General features: G+C 49.0%; 13 protein-coding genes and 1 tRNA gene. 9 read left to right on the top strand and 5 right to left on the bottom strand.

Translation table 11 applies throughout. The features are described from left to right. Positions 1-6 precede the first annotated feature (6 nt). Positions 7-909, top strand: a complete 903-nt coding sequence (gene ftsX / locus NT239_11050; GenBank protein ID XGA70312.1) for a permease-like cell division protein FtsX — start codon at positions 7-9, stop codon at positions 907-909. Between the two features lie 76 nt (positions 910-985). Here ftsX and NT239_11045 read toward each other — a convergent pair whose 3' ends face one another. From NT239_11045 to NT239_11035, 3 genes are read right to left on the bottom strand one after another with little or no spacing between them, the layout of a single operon-like run. Next, entirely contained in the window at positions 986-1522 is a 537-nt protein-coding gene (locus NT239_11045) for a hypothetical protein (GenBank protein XGA70311.1), read from the bottom strand. A 56-nt stretch (positions 1523-1578) separates the two neighbouring features. After that, on the bottom strand, positions 1579-2052 hold the full coding sequence (locus NT239_11040) for a threonine/serine exporter family protein (protein XGA70310.1): 474 nt from the start codon (positions 2050-2052) through the stop codon (positions 1579-1581). A gap of 11 nt (positions 2053-2063) precedes the next feature. Beyond that, the gene (locus NT239_11035; GenBank protein XGA70309.1) at positions 2064-2849 is read right to left on the bottom strand and encodes a threonine/serine exporter family protein; all 786 of its coding nucleotides are present in this window, start codon (positions 2847-2849) and stop codon (positions 2064-2066) included. Between NT239_11035 and NT239_11030 the strand changes: the two genes are divergently transcribed. After that, complete coding sequence (locus NT239_11030; GenBank protein ID XGA70308.1) at positions 2839-3078, top strand: hypothetical protein; 240 nt, start codon at positions 2839-2841, stop codon at positions 3076-3078. The genes NT239_11035 and NT239_11030 overlap by 11 nt on opposite strands. 28 nt (positions 3079-3106) lie before the next feature. Here NT239_11030 and NT239_11025 read toward each other — a convergent pair. After that, a tRNA-Thr gene (locus NT239_11025) sits at positions 3107-3182 on the bottom strand. Between the two features lie 267 nt (positions 3183-3449). Between NT239_11025 and NT239_11020 the strand changes: the two genes are divergently transcribed. The 6 genes from NT239_11020 (at position 3450) to NT239_10995 (ending at position 8728) form a co-directional block, all read left to right on the top strand. After that, positions 3450-4121 carry an SPOR domain-containing protein gene (locus tag NT239_11020; protein ID XGA70307.1) on the top strand — a complete coding sequence of 224 codons (672 nt, stop codon included), beginning with the start codon at positions 3450-3452 and terminating at the stop codon, positions 4119-4121. A 60-nt stretch (positions 4122-4181) separates the two neighbouring features. Then, positions 4182-4820: a thiol:disulfide interchange protein DsbA/DsbL gene (locus NT239_11015; GenBank protein ID XGA70306.1), complete on the top strand. Its 639-nt coding sequence runs from the start codon at positions 4182-4184 to the stop codon at positions 4818-4820. Positions 4821-4995: 175 nt separating this feature from the next. Next, positions 4996-6390, top strand: coding sequence for a DUF2130 domain-containing protein (locus NT239_11010; GenBank protein XGA70305.1), 1395 nt, complete (start codon positions 4996-4998; stop codon positions 6388-6390). A gap of 58 nt (positions 6391-6448) precedes the next feature. Next, complete coding sequence (locus NT239_11005; GenBank protein ID XGA70304.1) at positions 6449-7717, top strand: hypothetical protein; 1269 nt, start codon at positions 6449-6451, stop codon at positions 7715-7717. Between the two features lie 96 nt (positions 7718-7813). Beyond that, positions 7814-7951, top strand: a complete 138-nt coding sequence (locus NT239_11000) for a hypothetical protein (GenBank protein XGA70303.1) — start codon at positions 7814-7816, stop codon at positions 7949-7951. A 144-nt stretch (positions 7952-8095) separates the two neighbouring features. Beyond that, positions 8096-8728, top strand: coding sequence for an HAD family hydrolase (locus tag NT239_10995; protein ID XGA70302.1), 633 nt, complete (start codon positions 8096-8098; stop codon positions 8726-8728). Positions 8729-8907: 179 nt separating this feature from the next. On the opposite strand, the gene NT239_10990 is transcribed toward NT239_10995, so the two are convergent. Then, entirely contained in the window at positions 8908-9630 is a 723-nt protein-coding gene (locus tag NT239_10990) for a hypothetical protein (protein ID XGA70301.1), read from the bottom strand. A gap of 505 nt (positions 9631-10135) precedes the next feature. Between NT239_10990 and NT239_10985 the strand changes: the two genes are divergently transcribed. Then, entirely contained in the window at positions 10136-15595 is a 5460-nt protein-coding gene (locus NT239_10985) for a site-specific integrase (protein ID XGA70300.1), read from the top strand. Positions 15596-15616: the final 21 nt, after the last annotated feature.

The raw sequence follows: 15616 nt of genomic DNA, 5'->3' as shown, positions 1-15616 counted from the left end.
ATGACGATGAAAGCCTGGTTCCGCTCCCACACCCTCGCCTTTACTCGCTCGGTCGGCGGCTTGTTTCGCCAACCGATCGGCAGCCTGCTCAACCTGCTAGTGATCGGCATTACCGCCGCTTTTCCGCTGGCGCTATGGCTAATCGTCAGCAGCGTGGCAGGGATTAGCAAAAATATCTCAGTTGAGCCGCAATTGTCGGTGTTTATGCTGCCGAGCGCCGAAAGTGCGCAAGTGGCCGCGCTGCAAAACAAGCTGGAAAACGATCCACGCCTAAAAGTGGTGCAATTTGTCGCCAAAGACGAAGCGTTGAAAAAGCTGCAAAGCCAGTTTGGCTCGGCTGATTTACTGGCGGGCATGACTGATAACCCACTGCCTGACGCGTTTATCTTGCAAGCCAAAGACAATAGCCCGCAAGCGCTGGAAGCGATTAAAACTGAGCTCGCCAGCCAAACCGGCGTTGAAGAAGTGCAGCTTGATTCCGAATGGGCACACCGCCTCGCGCGTATTACCGAGCTGGGGCAAAACCTGTTTGAAGTGGTGTTGGTGATGCTTGGCGCGGCCTTGGTGCTGATTACCGGCAACGCGATTCGGATGCAGATTTTAACGCGCAAAGATGAAATCGAAGTCGCCAAACTGATCGGCGCCACCGACGCCTTTATCCGCCGCCCCTTCATTCACAGCGCCGTGGTGCAAGGCATCGTCGGAGGGCTGTTTGCCGTCGCCATCGTCTGGGGGGCAGTCGCGCACATCAACCCAACAATTAGCGCGCTCGCGCAATCGTACGGCCAGCAATTTGCGCTAAAAACGCCTGATCTGTTAACGATCATCGTCGTGTGCGCAACGATTGCCCTGTTGTGCCTAATCGGTGCGCTGATCGCAGTGGGGCGGCATTTGCGGCAGTATCGATAAAACAAAGGGGGCTGCAATGCAACCCCCTTTTTATTGCGCTAAGCGCATGGCGACTGAACCACAGTCGACAAAAAAGCTACTTCTTAGCAATAAAGCCCTGCTGTGCCATGCTGTTCTTCATCCCGTGCACTAGGTTCAAGCGTGCGCCTTTCGCTATTTCCATTTTGGGTGCAATCAACACTGGCGTCGAAATATCCCTTTGATATAGGGCAGCACTAGCCTCCCATACGACATTTCCATATCCGCAATATACCGGTTGGGCGTGCAGCAAAAGAATGTGACTGTCTTGATACAGGGAATGATCAATTTTGTAATTTGCGCTCACCACAAAAGCGCGGGTCTTAAATTCATGCGGTTTAAAAACATCTTCCAACTCAAATTCCAGCCGCGAATTAAATTGGCGCACCAGTGCTGAACTGCCGTCGCCCACAAAAATATTCGTTGGGTCATAAGCCCCATTTTGGGCCAAACAAAGCGCAAGCTGCGGTGTTTTGATCTGACTCAGATCCTGTAAAAATGCGATCTGCAACTGAGTGACTTTTTTAACTTGGGCAGAGGGGATTTTTAATTCGGTTTGCACCGTCGCACAGCCGGAGAGCAGAATCAGCAACAAAAAAATGCACTTGTTTGGCATAACAAATAACCCTAAAAATAAGCTCAAACTCAATATTAACGATGACTCGTGCGCGGCCACAGCAACATCGGCGCAGCAACACCAAAGGCCAGTGCAATCACAATCATGCACGCGGTAATACCACTGACGCCGGCGCTGACCAGCAATTGCGTGCCGTCGGCGCTATGCGGCAAGGTGGCGATGCCGAGCAGGCCCTGCACCGCTTTGTACATATACGTGCCGGGCACCATCGGGATCGCAGCGCTCACGGCGTAAATCGCGGCGGGTTCGTCCTTGCGCGCGCCCCACCATTCGGCAAAAAAGCCGATCAGCAAACCGGCGCACAGCGTCGCCAGCACAATATCGCCACCGCCAACCATCACCAGCTTGCGACAAGCATGGCCAGCGATGGCCAGCGCGCCACACATCCACAAGGTACGCGGCGGTACATTAAATAGCAGCGCAAAACCCAAAGCTGCCGGCGCTGCCCATAACTCCATGGCCCAAATCGAAATAATAGAGGTATTCATCGCCACCCCTCTTAACCTAAGATCCGCAGGGCAATACTCACCCCCACTGCGATGCCAAAAATAATCACCGCGCTCATCGTAAAGCGCACCATGCCGTTCAGATAATTGCCATTCAGTAAATCCGACGCACCATTAATCAGCGGCACACCCGGAATCAAAAATAGCACCGACGCCGCCAGCGCCGCATCGGGCGTAGTACTGAGCGAACGCGCCAATAGCCCAGTGAGCAGCAGCGCGACAAAGCTGCCTGCGGTAGCGAAAATCGACGGTTTAAAATGGCGCAGCACCAGCCAAAACCGCACAGCCATCCCCGCCGTCGCTCCTATCGTGGTACCGAGTATGGCAGGTATATCGCCACCAAATAGCGCTGCAAAGGCGCCGCAAGAGATACCCACCATCAGCGTAATAAACCAGCGTGGATAATGAATGGCGCGTTTGGCGATTTCGCTCAATTGCGTACGCGCTGCATGCAAATCCAGCTCGCCTTGCTCAAGCTGATGCAGCCAGCGGCGTACGGAAGAAAGCGTGGAAAAATTCGCGCCCATATGCGGCGCTTTGCGAAACGCAGTTTGCGTCTCATTGCCCACCTCGCCCGCGCGCTCGACGGTGGCGCCGATATTGGTCGACGAAATCATCGTCTCCACCCGCGCCGCCCCCAGCGATTTAGCAATGCGCTGCATCGCGCTCGAAGTGCGGTGCGTGCCTGCGCCCGATTGATGCATGAGCAAACCGGCATCCAAAGTTAAAGCAAGGATTTCGTCCAAAGACAAGACCGCAGTGCTGGTAATGGTTCGCATCAATACACATCCAAAACGCCAGAATGCACCGATTGTATGCCAGTTCGCTCCCGCACAGCTTGCCAAGCATCAAACGAAGCCAGTAGAAACCACACCAAAAGACTCAGGAAAAATCTTCGCAATGAAGAGTTGCAACTTGAAAAGACAAATGAACAGCGCGGCTGGCGGAATTTTGCATGATCACCGCAAAAGTGCAGCAATTGAGGAGGTAGAAACGACAAAGGGTTAGCAATTGCTTGCTAACCCTTTGATATTCTTGGTGCCGACGGCAGGAATCGAACTCGCGACCCCCTGATTACAAGTCAGGTGCTCTACCAACTGAGCTACATCGGCTAAGAGCTGCGCATTCTACACGAGCTAATATTTTCCGCAAGCCCCTTGATGCAACTTTTTGCGGTTTTTTCGTCAAAGCAATCTGACTGTGTGACACATCACCGATTCTTTCGCATCAATTTGCTCGGCTAATGACAAAATATTGCATGGATATGTAAATGATTGCCATCTGAGGGGTCTTCAACTAGACAAGCCCATTGAGCGGGGTAGAATCACGACTCAGTCAGTTTTTAAAGTTCGGGCACCGGAGAACGTATGAGCCGCGACATGAAGTCTAGCCGTAACAGCGGACGATCTAATTCAAACAACCAAACTAAAGCAGGCGGAAGCTCTTTGCTCACCGGACTCTTAGTTGGCCTTTTTGTCGGGATCGGCATTGCGGTTGCTGTTGCGGTTTACCTCAATTACAGCGGCAATCCATTTAATAAAGAACAAACCACACCAAATGACATGCTAGCCTCAGGTCCAGAAACGGCTACGACGCCGCCCGAGATCTTGCAACCTGGCAATGGTAAAGAGGTTGTACCGGTCATGACGGCGCCCCCAGTTGCCAGCAAACCGGAAGCCGCCAACGCCAGCGAAGATCGATTTGATTTTTATAAAATGCTGCCAGAAGTGAGCGATGCTCCAAAAGAAGCCACGGCGACCAGCAAACCCAAAGCGAGTGCAAGCCCTGCCCCAACGATAGCCACAGCGACAGCTCCAAAACCTGGCTTACTGCAGGTTGGCGCCTTTCAAAATGAAAATGATGCCGATAATCTGAAGGCTAAATTGGCGCTATTAGGGATCGAGTCTCGTATACAAACGACTGAACTGCCCGAAAAAGGTGTTTGGCATCGCGTACGCGTCGGCCCGTTTAACGATCAGGCAGAGCTAGATCGCACCCGCAATTTATTAAAAAACAATGGCATTGACAGCACCGTTGTCAAAGCCAACTAATTCAACTTATTTCTTTGTTACCGTCGGCAGCAGACTGCCTACGCTTTATTGGAGCTGAAGATGTTAAAACAATGGATTAAAACTTTTGTCATCACTGCAAGTTTGCTCGCTGCCGCAGGCGCAAATGCGTTTACCGAAGGTAAAGAATACAAAGCCCTAGCCAAACCACAACCCGTGGCAGTAGCCGGTAAACAAGAAGTAATCGAGTTTTTCTGGTATGGCTGCCCGCACTGCTTTGCCATTGAGCCCGCAGTAGAAGCGTGGGAAGCAAAACTGCCTAAAAATGTGAACTTCCGCCGCGTTCACGTGATGTGGGATGGTCGCAATGACATGGAAGGTCACGCCAAAATCTTTTTGGCGCTTGAAGCCATGGGTTTAACAAAAAAACATCAGATGGCTGTGTTTAAAGCAATTCAACAAGACCGTGTTGAACTACGTAAAGAAGATGTTTTGTTTGACTGGGTGAAAAAACAAGGTATCGACGTTAACAAATTCAAAGCCAACTACAACGGCTTCTCAACCAAAAATCAGCTCAACAAACTCAGCGAAATGACCAAAACTTACGCAGTCGATGGCGTACCGATGTTTGTGGTGAATGGCAAATGGGTCACCAGCCCATCAATGGTAGGCCGTGAAGATGGCACAATCACCAACGTCATCAACGAGTTGCTCAAGCAAAAAGCGCCAGCTAAAAAATAAGTCTGGACCACCTTCAAAAAAGGCGCCTTTGGCGCCTTTTTTATGCAGCTTGCTTTCTGCATTTTTAAATGCTCACGAGCGCAAACATTGCTACAGCTTCAATACCATACAGATTGACACTTCGCACTGAACCAACTGGGAAGACGCCTCTTTCTCTAACTAGGCCAATTAATTTATGCACGACATCATCTGCCCTCATTGCAATACCGCCTTCACCATTGACGAAGCAGGCTATGCCGATATTTTGAAGCAGGTGCGCGATGCGGATTTTGAAAAACAAATCCACGAACGCCTTGCGCTGGCCGAGCAGGATAAGAAAAACGCCGTCGCGCTAGCACAAGCGCAAATTGCCAACGAATTGCAACGCGATGCTGCGATTAAAGAAGCCGAAATTCAGGAATTAAAAGCCAAGCTCGAGGCCACTGCTGTGGCGCAGCAACTGGCGGTGAGCGAAGCACTGAAAGAAGTTGAAAAGCAGCGTGACGCGGTGGCCAGCGAGTTGGCCAAGGCCAAGCAAGACATGGAAGCAGCAGCCAGACTGGCTGAAGCGCAGCGCGACAATGCTTTGCAAAAAGCCGCCGCGACCAAAGACGCTGAAATCCAAGCACTGAAAGCGCAATTGCAAGCCGGTCAGGTATCGCAACAATTAGCGGTCACGCAAGCTGTCAGCGCCGTTGAAAAAGAGCGCGAAGCGCTGCGCAACCGCTTGCAACACGTTGAACTAGAAAAAACGCTGGCCGAGCAATCGCTAAAAGAGCGCTATGAAACTCAGATCAAAGATCGCGACGATGCGATTGAACGTCTGCGCGACATGAAGGCCAAGCTATCGACCAAAATGATCGGCGAAACACTGGAACAGCACTGCGAGGTTGAATTTAACCGCATTCGCGCGACGGCTTTCCCACGTGCCTACTTTGAAAAAGACAATGACGCGCGCAGCGGTAGTAAAGGCGACTATATTTTCCGCGATAGCGATGAGGCTGGGAATGAGATCGTATCGATCATGTTCGAGATGAAAAACGAGAGCGACACCACCGCCACCAAAAAGAAAAACGAAGACTTTTTGAAAGAGCTCGACAAAGACCGTATCGAGAAAGGCTGCGAATATGCGGTTTTGGTTTCGCTACTCGAACCAGAAAGCGAGCTCTATAACACCGGGATTGTCGACGTGTTTCATCGTTACCCCAAAATGTATGTGGTGCGGCCGCAGTTTTTTATCCCGATCATCACGCTGCTACGCAATGCGGCGATGAACTCGCTGCAGTACAAATCAGAGCTGGCCCTGGTCAAAGCGCAGAACATCGACATTACCAATTTCGAGCTGGAGCTAGATAACTTCAAATCGGCGTTTGGTAAGAACTATGAGCTGGCCTCAAGACGCTTTCAGACTGCGATTGATGAAATCGATAAATCAATCGATCATCTGCAAAAAACCAAAGAAGCCCTGCTCGGCACCGATCGTAATCTGCGCCTCGCCAATGATAAGGCCCAAGACGTGACGATCAAAAAACTCACGCGTAATAACCCAACGATGGCGAGCAAATTTGCGGAGCTGAAAGATTTGAAGTAATACGGACACCGGTTTGGTTTGATCACCAGTAGCCCCACTCAACCCCCATAGCAAAGATATGTCGTCACCAGACCCGCTGAAGCATAATCAAGCGCTTAATCCACTTGGCCGCCAGCGGCGTGCCCTATTAGGTGCAGCTGCGGCATTCAGCCTTTTTTCTTGTAGCAGCAAGCAACAAGCACAATGGGTATTAGGTAGGAGCCAACACAATAGCTGGCTGCTACGCGTATACATTCAGGGTGTATACCCCAAGCTAACATTACAACTGGATAAACAGCAGCTTGCACCAATCAGCCAACACGATCTAAGTGGCTGGCAGAGTGCGCTGTTTGTGTTGCCCGCTACGCTAGCGGGGCAAACACTTGCAATCCATCTGCTGGCGGCTGACTCGCCACTGGGCGAACCACTCACCTTGCCACTACCCGTAACAGCGCCCAGCAGCGAACACACGCTCTACCTTGGCTCTTGCTTGCAAAAGCTGAGCTGGTTGGGTCGCGAGCCGATTTTATCGAGCATCATCGCGGATGCGCGCCAGCAACCCAACCCCGCGATGGTTTGGCTGGGCGATCATCTGTATTTAAATGAAAACGACTTAAGTAATGCGGGCGCGATATGTAGCGCTTATCAACGCCATCGTCAGCATGCGACACTGCAGCAGTTGCTGACCGCCATGCCTCATTATGCCTTGTGGGACGACCATGATTTTGGCTTAAACGACGCCGATAGCCGTGCACCGAGTGCGGCACTCGCGCAGCAGGTTTTCCCGCTGATGTGGGCTAATCCCCCCAGCGAGAAGTCGTACTTTGCGCTCAAACTTGGCAATACTCGACTGATTTTTACCGACAATCGCAGCGCAAGGCGCACTCAAAATGTACCGGCCTATCAACGCCAAATATTTGGCACCGAGCAATTGCGCTGGATGGCGCAGCAAGCCCAAGCACGCGACGTAGGTCATACCTTGCTAATCGGTGGCAGCCAATGGTGGGTTGGCGCACGCGGCGAGGAAGGCTGGCCACACGCAAGCCAAGAGCAATACGCGTGGCAAGAATTGCTCACACCAGCACCCCCCAGTCGCTTGCTATATATCAGCGGCGATCGGCATCATAGCGCCGAGTTCACCAGGCAAATCGGCAGCCAAATCGTGCACGAGCTCACCACTTCCGCACTGACATCCGCACCCGAACCCGCGCAAACGGGTTATACCAAGGTGCAATTGCGGCAGTTTTTTAGCGAAAACAATTATCTGCGAATCAAGATCAGCGCCAATGCACTCAATTGGCAATGGTTTGGCGCCAATGGGCAACCATTAGGGCCCGTTGCCCGTTAAGGTGTTTGCAGCTTATTGCAATACAACGGCTAGTAAACTTTTATCAGCCTATCATCTATCCTGAGTGTTCTCACCGTACTCAACAAGGAGCTAAATATGGCGATCAGCGATCTATTTCCTGCATTGGGCTTGTTACTGATCTTTGCCTTGCTCGCACTGGGATTGGTCATCCACTATGGCAAGAAAAGCCCTAATTGCGGAGTCAACATCGGCTGTCAGCAACCCAATTCATAAAGCCATCAACAGATTTCAATTCTCAGCGGCCATTATGCATATCTCGGCACGCCCACCCAAAATACGGTATACCCCAGCTGAGCTGGCGCACATCATCACGCCATCTAAAGGCCTTGCTCTGACGGCAAAACGAGATGCACTACAATGATTGCTATATCTAATCAGCCCAAAGTTGTCATTTTCGATGTCTTTGGCACCTTACTGGAAATCGGTAAGCAACATCATCCGTATCTATTGCTGATGCGCCATTTGCGCGTACAAGGGCGACAGCCTCAAGCTGATGATTCACGCACCATCTTGACGTTTGACGGGAGTCAGGCCGAGTTAGCCGCTCACTTGGGCACAACGGTGTCCGCTGATCAATTGGCGACCTGTGAAGCCGCTTTGCAGTCCGATTTAAACTGTATCGCCTGTTTTAACGACGTGGCAGATACATTCGCAGCGCTTCACCAACGTGGATGTCGCATCGCGATTTGCTCAAATCTAGCTCAAGCCTATGGGGCGAAAGTGATGGATTTACTGCCCGATGCGGACGTATATGCAATGAGTTATCAGCTCGGCCACATTAAACCTGAGGCTCAAATTTACCAATACGTATTGGACAAGCTGAACCTTGCGGCTAGCGATTGCATTTTTATCGGAGACTCGGCGTATGCAGATCGGGATGGCGCCAAGGCGATGGGCATGGATGGTCGATTACTCGATCGGCTAAATGGCCAACAGCTCAAGGACCTGCTCGCGGATGTGCTGCTGGGGTGCTGTTGTGGCACACTGTAGTAGCGCGCTGAATTTGGTCATCGGCAAAGATTTTGACAGTCCACTAAGACCGAGGAGCTGAAGTTCCGCATACACAAACGAAAGGCAGCAAACCATCAGTCTGCTGCCTTTCGTTTTTGAGTTCAGCCCTGCTCTGCAACTTAGGTCGAACGGACCATCAGCCTAGATCAGTATATGCACTAACCTGTGAGGCTCCACCAATCTTTATTGGCATCCAAAGAGGCTATCCAATCACAAACACCCTGTAGCGCTGGTGCAGCAATACACTCCGCACCATATTGACGTGCAGAATCGGGAATATTGGGGTCGATCATCACGATGTGCGGCAGTCGTTGCATCGAGCGGATTAGATGAATCGGGTCGACAACATTCAGGCTAGTGCCAACGACGACAAAAATATCATCCTCAGCTAAATCGTTAGCAATTTGATAGAGGGTTTCGTATTGAGGGGCTGGCTCACCAAAAAAGACAATGCCCGGTTTAGTGATGCCACTACCGCAGGCGGGGCAATCATCTTGTTGGAATGCCTCATCGCCAATGTGCCAGTAATGCAAACAGGCGGCACAGGACATTTGATCCACCTGCCCATGCAGGTGGATGACGTCTTGAGTTCCCGCTTTTTCATGCAGTAAATCAATATTGGTGGTGATGACCGTGACGGGTGTTTTCCGCTGCAATTGTGCAATAGCCACGTAACCAGCGTGCGGTTGTGCATCGCCGTATTGAAGTTTCCGAGCATTGTAGAATTCACGCGTTAGCTCACGGACATTCGCGTCGAGGCGATAGCGATCGAAATTGCAGATCAGATTGATATCGTGCTTTTCCCACAGGCCATCACTCGCACGAAATGTTGGCAAACCCGAATCAGCAGCCATGCCTGCGCCAGTAAAGAAGTAAATCATGCGTGCGCTCTATCGATTGATCGCACCATTGTAAACTGAATGGCGACCCATCCATATAAAGTCGAAGCGATGGAAATGGGGTGCTTGCATCGCAAAACAGGCAGTATTTATGCAAACAAAGCTCCGTAACAACAGGTGAGCTAAGGTCAAGACCTATTTCGTCATGGTGCTTGTCACAGATTTGGCACAGAAAACGTCACAAATCGAGTTTGTGACGTTTTTGGCAAATTCTGGACGAAAAAAAACCTAGGCTTGATACCTAGGTTTTTTCATTTTTGGTTGCGGGAATCGGGTTATGAGCCCAAAAATTTTAAGCGTCATTGATGCACGTAATCAACAGGCTTAAGCAGCATAGAACTGTTCTAAGCCTTATTTATACATGATTTTTGTTCTTATCGATGTTACTAAAATGCTGCCTGTTGTTTTTCGTTTTGCATTCCATGGGGTGTATTTGTAACGTTTTGAACTATCATCAGGAAGTGACCTTAACACCATCTACTTCTTGATGACTTCCTCGACCACTGCTGACCAAATTTACTCGGCGGTTCTTTCCAAAGTTGATCCGACCCTTGTTGAGGTAGAGCAGGCAAGGTATCTGATCACCTCAATTTTGGGTTTAAGTAGCTCAGATGACGGCTTGGCTCAAGCCATCAAATGCCTTAATAAAGTTTTCGACTCTCAGGCATGGATCCGTGGGTATATTCCAAGCGATCAACAGTACGATCCCTTATTGACATTGCAAGGCCTTGGTCGGCAGCTCGAACGTGATCGAAGCCGTTTCATTATTGAAACGCTGTCTGCGCGAAATAAAAACAACCCATTACACGGCAAAATCTCGCAGCACATGGTATTCGCATGCTGGACAGAAACTGTGCTACTTCCAGTCTCGGCGCAGCGAGACTGCATGTATTTTCTGTTGGGCTGTCTTTTTGTTTGGCAATGTCGAAATCCGCGTGTAGACGCAGCACATCACCTGACGGTCCCCACAGAACTTGAAAAGCTATGCGGAAAAATACGTCAGTTGCTCTCCGCAAGGGATGATACTCTCATCTGGCCTACGCTAAATGACAGTCCTCTTGAATCACTAAAAACCCTGATTCAAGCATTTTCTCAGTCAAAAAATCGAACGTTGAATTCTGTCGTAAATGGTCTTCAAATACTGCTGGGGTCATTGAGCAATACGCGTTTGCCACGAATCCAATCGACTCAGCCGAACTCAATCACACCAGTCAACCCCCCTCCTTCCAATGGGCCCCGCCCTCCACGACCACGTATCCAGACACAAACAGGGAATCTCGACGGGGAAAATGGCAGCATTAACTTGCCCCTACGACCACCAACGGTCGACATTACTTACCTTCCGCCTGGGCTGAAGGGGGGGGATGAAGAGCCAGAGATTGAGGCATTCATCGAGTTAGCCGTCGATAATGATGCAAATTCAAATTATGTTAGCCGTGATGGACGATTTGCTCGCCTGAGAAGTGCACGATATCGGAGTGCATTTGACAACCAATTCCTACCTTGGGCTTGGGGGCATTTAAATGAATATGAAATCAAGGTCATTGTTGGAGCACTACATAACCTCGGTGATGATGCCAAAGTGCCGGCGGTGCTCTGCGTATTGTCGATTGCTTGTGGAGTAAATTTTCAAGAACTGGGTGACATACGCATCGTCAATTCATTCAACCCCAAAAGCGAGCGGCTGCAGGTTTGTATTGCAGATGGCGCTTGGGCGAGACCATTTCCTGCTTTGCCTGGGCGATTTAATCCAAACAAAGAACAAATCCCACTGTTGGCTCCATTTGATGACTTGCAGGTTTTGCCACTGCCCAAATTGGCCATCCAGTTACTGGCGGAGCTATGTAAAGGAAACAATGGCGTATTAGCCCAGATTTTAGGCCTCAAGAGCATTGATGAAATAGAACAAGTAATGCGGGCATACCTTTCAGAAATTCGCACATCTGATCGACGAGTAAGGGTTCGCCCAGCACGACTTCGTCCAATTTTGTTCGATCAGTTGATGATCGCAGGTGGAGACGAGCTAAATAGTAGTGTGGTCATTAATCAAGACGAACAATCACCCACAGCTGCGCTTTATTATTATTCCTCCCCCAAAAAAACTTTGGTGGGCCAGTATCAAAAAACGTTGGAACAAATCGGGCTGCCCACCAAAGAAATAGACGTTCCCGAGTCTCGCTTTGGCTCTCGGCTGTATTGGGAACCGGCGCGGCATGCTCTGCACATCCAACAATGGAGAACCGAGTTTCACTCGCTGAATCTAGAACAAAACGCTGAGTTTGCTGCTCTCAGCGCAATTCACAACCAATTTGCGGCTTATTCATTGTGGATTTTACAGTGCGCAACAGGGCATCGACAGGCGATGCGATTCAGTTTCAATCGGGCGACTTTGAATGCTGGCTGGGCGATTCTAAGTGACAAAGTAGTCGACGAAGCGCACCAAGCACGGCTTGTGCGATTAAGCAAAATCGCACAGCAACAACTTCAACTGTATCAAATGCATTTGCAAGGCCTAGCACAGCGCATAAATAAGTTTGACCCTCAGTTGGCGTCGAAAATTGGCACATGTGCTCAGTTGGCTCAACCGAATATCGAGCTACCACTGTTTTTCACACTACCCACTTCTTTGGGGGAGCCTATTGAGCCGCTTGGTAGTAACGCAATTTGGCAACTCCTAAATTTGCCAAATGATCTACCTCGAAACTTATCTAGACACTGGTTTGTCAGCGGACTACGTGAAACGGGTCTGCCTAGTGAGTGGGCTAGCAGCGCTGCAGGTCACGTGCAAATTGGCCAGCAGGCGTGGTCGGATACGATGCTGTCTGCTCCAACTTCAATTGAAGCGCAGTGGGATGATTGCGCTGATCTGTGGCTCAAGAAGCTGGGCCTTGAGCCGATGCAGGGGCTCAAACCGTTCAACAAAACCAAGGTGCCAAGCTGCTCACTCGTAAATCAAACGTATTTACCTGCGAAAGCAACGACTGAATCACAGCTAAAACGTGCAGTGATCAAGCAGCTGTTGCGAGAATGGATTTCTGAAGTTTTGGCCGGTAAAGACCGGCAGGAATTATTCATCGACATGCACTTACAGGAGGCTGTTCGTACAAAAATCAGGCTTCAATATGCACACCAACAAGAAAAACAAACCGAGGCTACGAATTATTTCGTTAGATATTTAAAACTGGCTGGGCGCAATCTAAAAGGATTACAAGCAATTGGCTTTGTGTTGGATTGCACAGCTGAGTCTAGCCCATTTCAGCCGGACACCTTGGTTTGGGTTGCTCGAGGCGAGTGGTTGCGCGGGATTTTACTTTCAAAAATACCTACCGATTTTGTGCAACTGCCTGAAGTAAGCCAATACGCTTGGATCATGCTCTCACTTGCCACCTACAGCGGGCTCGTAGATCAGCAGCAGCAAGAATTACTGTATTCAAACTTCAGTGATGCAGTTACACGCTATCAGCAGCATATTTGGCTGGAATGGAAAGACGGTGCACGACTGGTTCGGTATTGGCCTGATTTTTACAGCACGATCTTCATTTCTCAGTTAGCGCCAACAGAAGAACCTCCTACCTGGGCTGCATTGCAAAAAGAAATGAATCGACTTTTGCGGAAAACTCTGGAGTTCGATGAGCAATGCCCAGAAATAGACTTTAGAAAAAAGACGAATCGTCCCGTTGATTATGCAATCAAGGCCCTGACGAGCTGGCTGCAGCTTCATATACCTGGCTTTTTAAGTGCCTATGCAACGGGAACACACAAACCTTGGGCAATTGAGAGAAGTAATCTGGTTCGGTTGATGACTGGTCAAAGAGTGATGGGTGAACAGAATTATGAACAAGTAACGGAGATTGACCCGATCCATGTTCAAGCCGGAGGTAAAGGCTCACTTGCCACATCAAAAAATGCGTTAACTGATTTGAAAGACATCTTAAAAAGGGCTCAAAAAGCCAGCACTAAAAACCAAGACGATGGCAAGGTTCCTGAGTCTCGCGCCAAGATAGCACGCCAAATTGATGAGCTAAGCAAAGGATGGTCGCCAACAGAAATCGCAAGTTTAATGTTTGTTATCGCTGAATATACTAAATTCCAGCTGCATAGAAGAAGTAACAGTAAGCCCATTACGATTGCTACTGCGATTGACTATGTACATAGCGCTGCCGAGCCTCTACTTGAGTTGGTATGGGATCAGAACTGGGTCGAACTTGATCTTGAAGCCTTGGAAAGTATTTATATCGAAGCTCTCGATCACTCGACGCCTGAATTGCGAGCACGAAGAGCGAAACGGCTTCGGTATTTTCACGATTTCTGCGTGCAAGCGATCGGGCATGATGAACTTGATTTGCATTCACTTGATCCAGCATACCTTGGCATTGCCCAAGTCACACAAACACAAATTATTCTCCAGAGTGAATACGAAAAAGCACTGAATTTGCTCTGGAATGACCCACATGAAAATCAGGAGCAGCAGCAACTTCAAGCTTTAATGCTGATGATTGTCTTTCGATTTGGTTTGCGTGTCGGCGAAGTGCTGCGCTTGATGACTTGTGATGCTGTCCAAGTAGGTGACAATATTGTTTTATATGTTCATACCAATCAACTCGGCAGTCCAAAATCAAGCTCAGGAGTTCGGCAAGTTCCTTGTTGGAACATGACGGAACAAGAGCAGCATTTATTATTCAGCCGTATCAGCAGTCTGCAGCATCGGTTCACGGGACAGAGCATTCCACTGTTTTGTCAGAGTGATAATCCAAATATTTTGGTCAATCGAGCTCAAATAACTAAGCGATTGCTGGAAATCCTCAAATTAGTTACAGGCAATGACACGGTTCGCATCCACGATGCTCGCCATACTTTTGCCAGCACAGCGATTGCCACTGCAGTTGGTATCCCCCTCACCAAAGTACCAAGCGTTAATGAATGGTTTGGATCTGACGCAAAAATTCTGCGTAAGAATTGGCTGGGGATCGAGCACTCTACACGACGAATTTTGTTTGCCATCTCTATGCACCTTGGGCACTCGCGGGTTGACACTACAGTTGTGAGTTACATGCACTCAACTGATTTGATATTCGACGAAGTCATGCGGCAATTACCACTGCCAGAAATAAAAATGGCGAAGGTTGCTAAATGGTGCGGTGTAACTGCAGGACTTGCACGCCAGTTAAAACTACGTACTGATTCTAATGAGAGCAAATGGCAAGATGAAATGCTAGCTCGAGCATTTGTTGCAAGCCAATGGGGCACATACCAGCCCATGATATTGCCACCACTTACAGAGACTGAAATTTTAAAAGAAACGCAGCCTATTGAACTGCCGTCGTTGTCCCGACTTGAGGCAGTTATTGTTAACTTGCAGCAAGGGTTTTCTATCACTGAAATCGCTCAGCATTTCTGCATGGATGCTCAGCTTGTGGAAAGAATACAGCGATTGGCTAGTGGCATTGCAGAGAACATCCAATTTGATCTAATTAAGCATTTCTCGGCAGCCATATTCAGAGCCCGATGTGGTTACCCGGCTATATTCTTGCGCCTTTTAAAGCAATTTGAAGGGCTGTATTTGGACGACCATGTGGTTGTTGATGGCATTGCAGTTTGGAGTGAACATTACAATTATAAAATTGCAGGATTATTAATACAATCAGACAGTGACAGAGAAAAATTAATTAACTTTGTCTCGTTACTTGACCCAAAGTGGATTTGCGCAGCCATTAATGCGCGTCATGGAAATTATGCATGCTTTAATCAAGTAGATGCAATTATTGAGCGATCATATCGCTTTAAAAGCACTACCTGGGGAAAGAGAGGCAAAATTGTAACCCCTCAAATATTTATGCAATTTGAAGGCGAAAATATTAATAAATCGTCCAGATCACTAAGCATGGTTCAATTTCACAGGCTGATGTTTTTGAGCGCTATTAAAATAGCCTTGTTCAATGAGTTGTAATAACTAAGTGGAGTAATTAGG

Source organism: Chitinibacter sp. SCUT-21, from assembly GCA_041874755.1.
In the GTDB taxonomy this organism is placed as follows: Bacteria; Pseudomonadota; Gammaproteobacteria; order Burkholderiales; family Chitinibacteraceae; genus Chitinibacter.
Note: the sequence above shows the minus strand (reverse complement) of the source record. Positions and strands in the feature narration are given on the sequence as shown.